We start from the raw sequence: 8,193 nt of genomic DNA, 5'->3' as shown, positions 1-8,193 counted from the left end.
CTTCTTTCAGACGGCCTTCGCCAGTGTAGCGGTAGCCTGCTTCGATACGTTGACGGCGGATACGGTCGCGGGCGTTGCTCTCAGATGTTGCGATGGTTACCGGCCCGCGCGATTGCGAACCCAAGCCGTTTGCCAATACGGTATCGTTGGCGTGGTAATACTGTTCGTACAAAGTTTCCAAGCGGTGGCGTTCGTTGCCGATATTGCCTTTCGCCAAGATATTATAGGCATTGTTTTTCTGAGGGTTGGTGGCAGTACGCGCAGTCGAGTAGCTGGTATCGCTGCCCATGTTTTCGGTTTCATGACCTTGACGGCGCGTCAGCATCAGCAGACCTTCGGCGTTTTCATGGAAACCTGCCACAGTCGCCGTCACGCCATGGCTGCGGTCACGGCCGCGGTAGCTGTGTTTTAAACCGAAATACCCGCGTTTGCCCGCATCGACAAAATCGCTCGGTGAGAGCGTCACCATGTTCACCACGCCGCCAAGCGCATCACTACCGTACAGCGCGGAATAAGGGCCTTTGACAATATCGACCTGCTTGAGCGTGTCGCTTTCGACCATATCGCGTCCCGAAATCGCGCCGTTGGAACCGCCGCCTGCATAAGATTCGGGAATGCGTACGCCGTCCACCATCATCAGAATGCGGTTGCCGTCTATGCCTCGGATATTGATACCCGCATGACCGCGGCGATTGTTGTCTGACGGCACGCTGACGCCGAATTCATACATCACGATATCGTCTAAATTCTGTGCCGAGGCTTGATTCAAGGTTTTGCGTCCGATAACCGACACATTCGGCGCCGCTTTATCCAAGGTTTGCGCATTACGGTCGGCCGTAACCACCACAGGCTCTATTTCTGCCTGAGCCACCGGCATCTGAGCCGCATATAACTGTCCGGAAAAAACCGCCCCTATTACACAGGCAATCGCTTTCTTTTTCATTACACAACCTTATTATTTGAATAAAAATGGTTTGCATTTATAAAATAAATAGGCGATTTTTGCAAGTTTAGAAACCACAAGATAGCACTAAAACCACTTCAAAAACGCAAAATATAGTATGACGTAGCTGGATAAATAATGGGGCTGACGTAGATTAGCCCTAAATTCCACACCAATCCCGCAGAATTTTAAGCTGTTGAGACGGTGTGCCGAAGTTAAACTGAAATTCGCATTCTTTCAAGAACAGCGGGAAGGATTTGCGATCAATTCCGTTGTATTTACGCAAGACGCGTTTTGCCTGATTCCAAAAATTCTCAATGTCGTTAATGTGGTTCTGACGGTCTGCAAATTCCTTGGAATGGTTGATACGGTAATGGATAAAACCGCTTACGTCCAGCTTGTCATAGCTGCTCAGGCTATCCGTGTAAACAATGCTGTCCGGCATGATTTTCTGTTTGATAACAGGCATCAAAGTATCAGATTTGGCATTATCTACGACAACGGTATAGACCCGTCCGTTGCGTTTCAGGATGCCAAAGACAACTACTTTTCCTGCTGCGCCGCGACCACGTCTGCCTTTACGCCTTCCGCCGAAATAACTTTCGTCCAGCTCAACAGAGCTCTCAAAAACCTCATCGGCAACCAAGGCCAGATAATGGCTGATAACCATACGAATTTTGCGGTAGAACAGAATAGCGGAGTTGGGCTGAATGCCCAAAATATCGGCAGCGGAACGGGCGGTAACTTGGAGTACAAAAAATTCAAGTAGTTTCTTTTGAACTCTCTTGCTTAATTTACAATTGGTTATCTGCATTTTCGTAGCCTAGCATAACCGCTAATCTACGTCAGCCCCTAGATTTTTACCATAGGTATATTTCTTTTCATCTGATTTAGATAACCGATAACATCATGAAGCCTGCTTTTTACCTCCCAATATTGTTTTTACTTTCAGCGTGCCGTCCTGAAGCTGAGACAGCCGACATGGCTGCACCAACGGCGCGTAAGCCTTCTTAATTACGAGTCTGAAAAGCGTCAAACTGTAGCCACCCCAGTTAAAACACAAATTCCTGCATTATCTGCAATCAAAAACCAAGCTGATTTTGACTTACTGTCGCGTATTTATGAGCAAGGTAGTGAATATGAAATTCCTCATATCCTTTTCCTCATCGATCGTGAAAATAATAACCGTACAGACTACATCAATACTCCCAAATTTCGGCTGCATGAGCACTATCTGGCTACCATCTTGAAACCCATGCTGTCAAAAACTGAATTGAATCAACAATACCGTAGTCCTAACCGGCGTTATCTGTTGGGTACTATCAGTTGGCAGAATAGTACTCAAGAATATGTTTATGAGTTTTGGGAAGGAGACAAAATCACACCTGAATTGTTGAAATTGGCGGCAGGCCGTCTGAAAGACAGTTTCTACGCTCCGTTGCGTTATAAAACCAATTCTTTATGGCAGGAAACCGTTGCCGAGCAAAGCAAAGTTCCTTTTATTACCCAAGAAAGTTTGATTAAAAATTTCCCCTACCTGCCTCTAAACCAAGGTAAAGCGATAGGTACATTACGCGTTATTGTCAAAGAAGATGATCTTCATAATGTTGGCGCCGACGATATTATTATTTTGAAAGAGGTTCCCCTAGAGCTGCCACCTGTGGCAGGGATTATCAGCGAGAAACCATCTACTGCACTATCGCATGTGAATGTATTGGCACGCGGCTGGGGGATTCCCAATATTTACCTTAAAGACGCAGAAAAAATCCTAACCCCATATATTGGCCGTCGTATCGAATTTGAAGCGACTGCTAAGCAATACCGAATTGTCCAAACCAACCGGAACACTACCAGTAAAAGCTTTTCAGACGGCCTTACCCTGCCCCAACCTGATGTTTCCGATTATGGCCTTAGGGCTTTGTCAAACCTGCGCCGTGATGACAGCCGTTACTGCGGCAGTAAGGCTGCCAACCTCGGTCATATCCGCGCCCATATTAAAGGTAGTAATGTACCTGACGGATTCTGCATTCCGTTTGCCTATTATCAAGCCATGATGGATAGGCTGGGTATTAATGCAACAACACTGGCCCAAATCGAAACACAAAGTGATGGAGACAACCGCAAGCGCCGTACTGCTTTACTCACGCTGCAGAAAAAAATTACCGATGCCGAAATCCCGTCGGAATGGAAACATAAATGGGCTGAGCAATGGCGCAATCAATTAAACAGCAAAGGCGTGTTTGTCCGCAGCTCCTCTAATTCCGAAGACCTACCCAATTTCAGCGGCGCAGGGCTGTACACCACCGTGCCAAATGTTACCGATGAAAACGCGTTGGCCGAAGCAGTGAAGCAATCTTGGGCTTCTGTTTTCAATTACAGTGCATACGAAGCCCGCCGTATTGCCGGATTGCCTCACGATAGCGTGAAAATGAGTGTCTTTGTGCAACAAAGCATCAATGCAGATCTCTCCGGCGTGTTGGTTACCATCAATCCTTATGATATTGCTCAGAAAAATAGCGCCTACATTGCCGCCAAACGCGGGTTGGGTATTCGTGTCGTTGAAGGCAAACGGGTAGCCGAACAGGTGGTCTATAACCGTCGCAATGATTCTGTACAACGTCTCAGCTCCTCTAATGAAACCACAGCGTTGCAACTGGATAAAAATGGTGGAGTACGGGAGGTGCCTGTAACCAGTGGCAATGTGATGAATCAAGAACAAATCCGTCGCCTTGACCAAACCGGCCAACAAATCAAACAGCTATTTGCCAATGGCGAGCAGGATATCGAATGGGCGTTTGACAATGGTAAGCTTGTTATCCTCCAAGCACGACCGTATCTAAACGGTACACGTTAAAGTAAAAGGCCGTTTGAAATTATCGTTTCAGACGGCCTTTGCATCATAAGTTAGTTATACCCTATACTTCCAGATCTCCAAGGAACTATGATGTCAAAACAACTCACTTTTTATTTTATTCGCCATGGCCGTACCCAATGGAACGAACAAGAGCTTTTGCAGGGATCAGGCAATTCACCACTGACCGAACAAGGAATTACAGGAGCTCAGAAAACCGGGGCGGCGCTACAACAAGTAGAATTTACCGCTGCTTATTCCAGCATTTTACAACGTGCCATTGATACGGCTGGCCATATTATCGGTCAGCGTCCTATTCCTCTTTTTCAGCACTGTGGACTAAATGAGCAATCTTTTGGAAGTTGGGAAGGTATGCAGATCACTGACCTACGGAAGTTAACCGAATTTAAACAACTGACCAATGACCCGGCAGCTTATAAAGCATTAAGCAATGGTGGCGAAACCTTTGAACAATTAGCAGTACGTGCAATGGACGCCCTTTGCGATATCATTAAAGTACATCAATCGGGAGCCAATATTTTAGTGGTATCACATGGCCATACCTTGCGGCTTTTATTATCCTTACTAGGCGGAGCGACTTGGGAAAACCATCGTGATGAGGGTAAATCCGTGTCATTGTTAAATACTTCGATCAGTATTGTGAAATACGATAGTGAAAGCGGTTTTCATATTGAGCAACTTAACGATGTGGCTCATTTACAATGATCACAACTATTCATCAATAATAAAAAAGGTGGGCATTTTTACCCACCTTTTTTGCCATTAGCCGAATACTTTTTCCAAGTATGCTTGATAGTCTACTAAATATTGTTCTACTTGTGGATTTTTAATCACATCGTTACATACGAATGTTGGCAGACGGGTCAAACCGATGAACTCATTGAGTTTGTGGAAGTGCATGTATAAAGCATCCACACCTTTACCTTCGAAGAAGTCGCCTTCGCGAGTAAAGGCTTCAATCGGGGCATTCCAAGTAAGCGAGAGCATGTGTTTTTTACCTTGCAACAAACCACCTGTGCCGTAGCCTTCAGTCGGATTGACACGATGGCGACCATCACTATGGTAAAGCTTGCCGTGTCCGGCGGTTAATACTTCGTCTATGTATTTTTTCACTGTCCAAGGTTCGTGCATCCACCAGCCCGGCATCTGCCAAATCACGGCATCCATCCATAAGAATTTTTCGATTTCTGCTTCAACATCATAGCCGGCATCAATCACGGTTTCTTGTATATTGTGTCCAAGTACGGTCAAAACTTCTTTCGCTTTTTTATGAAGCGTGTGGTTTAACTCACCATGCGAATGTCCGAAATTTTTACCACCGTCTAGTAATAAAATATTCATCTTTTGCTCCTACAACAAATAATTCTGAAAAATGAGAGCTTCAATTATGCCTTTTTACTGCATCTTTTAAAAGTACATTGGCTTGCACGCTTTTACAGACCATAAAGGGAAATTTATCATACCTATCATTAGCATTCATTATCTTCCTTCAACCAAATAAGCCTTTTCAATCAGCTCTCTAACCCAGCGATACGCAGGATCTTTATGTGTCCGTTCGTGCCAAATCAATGTTTTGGTAAAACCTTGAATTTCAAGGGGGGGGCTCAAAGCGTTTGAGATTGGGCAAGTTGCTAATTAAACGTTCAGTCAGGACTACCAATAAATCGCTTTGTTCTAGTAATTCAGGCAAAACAATAAAGTTTTGTACCGATAGACTGACATTTCTTTGTAGCCCCATCGCTTTCAGGGCTTGGTCAATAACACCGCTGAAGTTACCGCCATGATAGGAAATCAAGGCTTGTTCTAACTGGCAAAATTGCTCAAGGGTAAGTTCTGTTTGTTGGGCTATTGGGTGATCGTGGCGAACGGCACAAATATAGCGTTCATCATACAGATTTTTTGCATGAATATCCGGTGCTTGGAAGTCTAGTGTAACCACCGCAAAGTCAATTTACTGCTGTTCAAGCTGATTTTGTACGATGCTTTCGTTAATCGCCAGCACCACCACTTTAATTTTCGGCGCTTGGATTTTAGAAAGCCTGCCTAACAACCGCGTGCGTGTATTAACCGAAGAAAGCCAAATCGGCAAACTCGCCAAAGGCTTGGCAGTAACTGTGCCAAATCCAATGGTAAACGGCCATCAAGCATGGTTAGACGGTTTAACAAAAGCCGCGAAAAAATAAAGCAGCCTGCACTTTGAAAAACAAGGTACAGGCTGCTTTAGGATAATGAGCCGTTTATCAATCCAGTTTCAGGATTTCTCCGTCTTCCGGAACGTTCACACGGCTTTCAATGCCTTGACCGCGTATAAATTTACGCATATCGGTGCGGCTGACGGCGGTATGATTCACGGTATCCATGTGTACGGTGATGATTTTGGCTTTAGGCATGACTTGGCTGGCTTTTAATACATCAGCCGTCCCCATAATAATGCCGTCTGAAATGCCTGAAATCAGCGCGTAGCCCGTGTTCATAATCAGATAATCGGGTTTGTAGCGGTTCAATGCTTTGTTTACATCTGCCGTCCACACAGTATCACCCATAATATAAGCGGTTTTGTGTCCGCTGCTTTGAAATACCACACCCATTGCATCGCCTAAGATTTCGGCTAGCTGAGGGTTGGCATACATGGCTTCTGTACCATGTACGCCGCCGGTTTTGCTGATGGTTACACCGTTGAATACAGTGCTGCCGTTCAACACGCGTACATCAGTAAAGCCTTGGCTGCGGATTTTTGCCGCGTCGGCTTGGTGCTGCACATATACGGGCAGGTTTTTCGGAATGGAACGTGCGGCGGTTTCGTCCCAATGGTCTTCGTGGGTATGGGTAACGATGACTGCATCCACACCGTCTAAAATTTTATTCACGCTCATCGGCAGCCCGACCAGCGGCATTTTGGCTTGGCTGTTGAACGTGCCGGCAAAGCCGTTCATGGAGTGCTTGGGTGCGAAAAACGGGTCAATCAAAAACGTCTGCCCCGCATATTCGACCTTGGCGGTAGCGTTACGGATATGTTGGTATGAATCGTCTGCCCAAGCGGAAAAGGCTGTCGCGCCCAAAACAGTGGCAAGAATAAATTGCTTGAATTTCATGATGTTGCTCCTTAAAAAATCATGGAGCGTATTTTAAGCTGCAGGTGTATCGGCTAAAATAGGCAATATTGCCAATAAACGTAAGGATAGTGCCAAAATGTCGTCTGAAAACGAGCGTAACGAGTTTCGCCAAAATCAAACTGTCCCCAAAATCGTGCTATATGCTCAATCGGGCATGAACGATTTTGTCTTCAACATTCCCTTTTCTGTTTTTCAGACGACCTATCGGGACAATCCACTCTTTGACCTGAAAATCTGTTCCGATGACAGCAAAGACGTCATCACGGCACTGGGCGCAAGCATTCCCATACACGGCGGCCTAGATTTGACGGAAGAAGCCGACATCATCGTCATCGCAGGCTGGCGCAACATTGAAGAAACCCCGACGCCGGAACTGGCTGAGAATTTACAGCGGGCAGCGAAACGTGGTGCACATATTGTCGCCCTATGCTACGGCACTTACGCCCTTGCCTACACAGGACTTTTAGACGGCAGAACCGCCGCCACCCACTGGCTTGCCGAAGATGACTTTGTCCGCCGTTTCCCTAAAATTCATCTAGATACCAACCGCCTATATGCGGAAGATGGCAACTTTTTAACATCGGCAGGTGCGGCTGGCGGGCTGGATTGTTGCCTTTACCTCATCCGTAAAATCCACGGTGCAACCGTTGCCAACGACCTTGCCCGTACCTTGGTTGCGGCACCACACCGTGAAGGCGGGCAGGCACAGTTTATCCACCGACCTGTCGAACGTCGTACTGCCGATGACAAAATCAATCACTTATTGGACGAACTGCGCCAAAACCTTGCCACCTCATACCGCTTGGACGATTTGGCAAAAAAATTAGCCGTTTCCCGCCGAACCTTTATCCGCCATTTTTCTCAAGCCACAGGCATGAATTTTGGTGAGTGGCTGACAACAGAGCGGCTATGGCAGGTACAGGATTTATTGGAAAATACGGATTTGCCGATAGAACACATCGCCGAACAAAGCGGCTTCGGCAGCGCGGCAAACCTACGTTTGCAGTTCAAAGCCAAATTTAAAATCAATCCAAATGCTTGGCGGAAAGTATTTGGCAGATAGCTCGCGTTAGTCAATCCAAAACACCTGAGCGCAGGCTGCTTTGGAGGTCGTCTGAAAACCCAAAAAGCAGCCTGCACTTTTCAGACGGCCTTTTTTCTTTTTCAAAGAGTAGAGAAATTTCAAAGAGTTTTTATAAATCATCTTCAAAATCCAAACGCTTGTTCTATCCTAATCATTTATATTCAAAGATGACAATCTCAAT

General features: G+C 46.0%; 10 protein-coding genes. 4 read left to right on the top strand and 6 right to left on the bottom strand.

All coding sequences use genetic code 11. The features are described from left to right. Positions 1 to 943: TonB-dependent receptor plug domain-containing protein (locus ACTHUE_RS07910; RefSeq protein ID WP_440423235.1), on the bottom strand; the 943-nt coding region annotated here is incomplete at its 3' end. 160 nt (positions 944 to 1,103) lie between these two features. Then, positions 1,104 to 1,757, bottom strand: coding sequence for an IS1595 family transposase (locus tag ACTHUE_RS07905; protein ID WP_004520552.1), 654 nt, complete (start codon positions 1,755 to 1,757; stop codon positions 1,104 to 1,106). A gap of 498 nt (positions 1,758 to 2,255) precedes the next feature. Here ACTHUE_RS07905 and ACTHUE_RS07900 point away from each other — a divergent pair, with 498 nt between their 5' ends. Both ACTHUE_RS07900 and ACTHUE_RS07895 read left to right on the top strand, forming a co-directional pair. After that, positions 2,256 to 3,797 (top strand): PEP/pyruvate-binding domain-containing protein, encoded by a 1,542-nt coding sequence (locus ACTHUE_RS07900; RefSeq protein WP_440392569.1) that lies wholly within the window; start codon positions 2,256 to 2,258, stop codon positions 3,795 to 3,797. An 87-nt stretch (positions 3,798 to 3,884) separates the two neighbouring features. After that, the gene (locus ACTHUE_RS07895) at positions 3,885 to 4,520 is read left to right on the top strand and encodes a histidine phosphatase family protein (protein ID WP_004520556.1); all 636 of its coding nucleotides are present in this window, start codon (positions 3,885 to 3,887) and stop codon (positions 4,518 to 4,520) included. 57 nt (positions 4,521 to 4,577) lie between these two features. On the opposite strand, the gene ACTHUE_RS07890 is transcribed toward ACTHUE_RS07895, so the two are convergent. Beyond that, positions 4,578 to 5,156 carry an NAD(P)H-dependent oxidoreductase gene (locus tag ACTHUE_RS07890; RefSeq protein ID WP_004520557.1) on the bottom strand — a complete coding sequence of 193 codons (579 nt, stop codon included), beginning with the start codon at positions 5,154 to 5,156 and terminating at the stop codon, positions 4,578 to 4,580. 250 nt (positions 5,157 to 5,406) lie between these two features. Then, positions 5,407 to 5,754, bottom strand: a complete 348-nt coding sequence (locus tag ACTHUE_RS07885; RefSeq protein ID WP_440361158.1) for a LysR substrate-binding domain-containing protein — start codon at positions 5,752 to 5,754, stop codon at positions 5,407 to 5,409. A 40-nt stretch (positions 5,755 to 5,794) separates the two neighbouring features. Here ACTHUE_RS07885 and ACTHUE_RS07880 point away from each other — a divergent pair, with 40 nt between their 5' ends. Further along, positions 5,795 to 5,998 (top strand): hypothetical protein, encoded by a 204-nt coding sequence (locus ACTHUE_RS07880; RefSeq protein ID WP_004520559.1) that lies wholly within the window; start codon positions 5,795 to 5,797, stop codon positions 5,996 to 5,998. 57 nt (positions 5,999 to 6,055) lie between these two features. Here the strand turns inward: ACTHUE_RS07880 and ACTHUE_RS07875 are convergent, their stop codons facing one another. Then, on the bottom strand, positions 6,056 to 6,907 hold the full coding sequence (locus tag ACTHUE_RS07875) for an MBL fold metallo-hydrolase (protein WP_314765962.1): 852 nt from the start codon (positions 6,905 to 6,907) through the stop codon (positions 6,056 to 6,058). Positions 6,908 to 7,004: 97 nt separating this feature from the next. On the opposite strand from ACTHUE_RS07875, the gene ACTHUE_RS07870 reads away from it, so the two are divergent. Beyond that, complete coding sequence (locus ACTHUE_RS07870; protein WP_440403093.1) at positions 7,005 to 7,991, top strand: GlxA family transcriptional regulator; 987 nt, start codon at positions 7,005 to 7,007, stop codon at positions 7,989 to 7,991. Between the two features lie 6 nt (positions 7,992 to 7,997). On the opposite strand, the gene ACTHUE_RS07865 is transcribed toward ACTHUE_RS07870, so the two are convergent. After that, the gene (locus ACTHUE_RS07865) at positions 7,998 to 8,132 is read right to left on the bottom strand and encodes a hypothetical protein (protein WP_440423233.1); all 135 of its coding nucleotides are present in this window, start codon (positions 8,130 to 8,132) and stop codon (positions 7,998 to 8,000) included. Positions 8,133 to 8,193 lie beyond the last annotated feature (61 nt).

It is taken from the genome of Neisseria sp. P0021.S005, assembly GCF_051956955.1.
Note: the sequence above shows the minus strand (reverse complement) of the source record. Positions and strands in the feature narration are given on the sequence as shown.

Excerpts from the sequence above, each read along its gene's own strand:
- ACTHUE_RS07895 (WP_004520556.1), top strand. The coding sequence starts at position 3,885 with ATGATGTCAAAACAACTCACTTTTTATTTTATTCGCCATGGCCGTACC.
- ACTHUE_RS07905 (WP_004520552.1), bottom strand. The coding sequence starts at position 1,757 with ATGCAGATAACCAATTGTAAATTAAGCAAGAGAGTTCAAAAGAAACTA.
- ACTHUE_RS07880 (WP_004520559.1), top strand. The coding sequence starts at position 5,795 with ATGCTTTCGTTAATCGCCAGCACCACCACTTTAATTTTCGGCGCTTGG.
- ACTHUE_RS07875 (WP_314765962.1), bottom strand. The coding sequence starts at position 6,907 with ATGAAATTCAAGCAATTTATTCTTGCCACTGTTTTGGGCGCGACAGCC.
- ACTHUE_RS07865 (WP_440423233.1), bottom strand. The coding sequence starts at position 8,132 with ATGATTTATAAAAACTCTTTGAAATTTCTCTACTCTTTGAAAAAGAAA.
- ACTHUE_RS07870 (WP_440403093.1), top strand. The coding sequence starts at position 7,005 with ATGTCGTCTGAAAACGAGCGTAACGAGTTTCGCCAAAATCAAACTGTC.
- ACTHUE_RS07890 (WP_004520557.1), bottom strand. The coding sequence starts at position 5,156 with ATGAATATTTTATTACTAGACGGTGGTAAAAATTTCGGACATTCGCAT.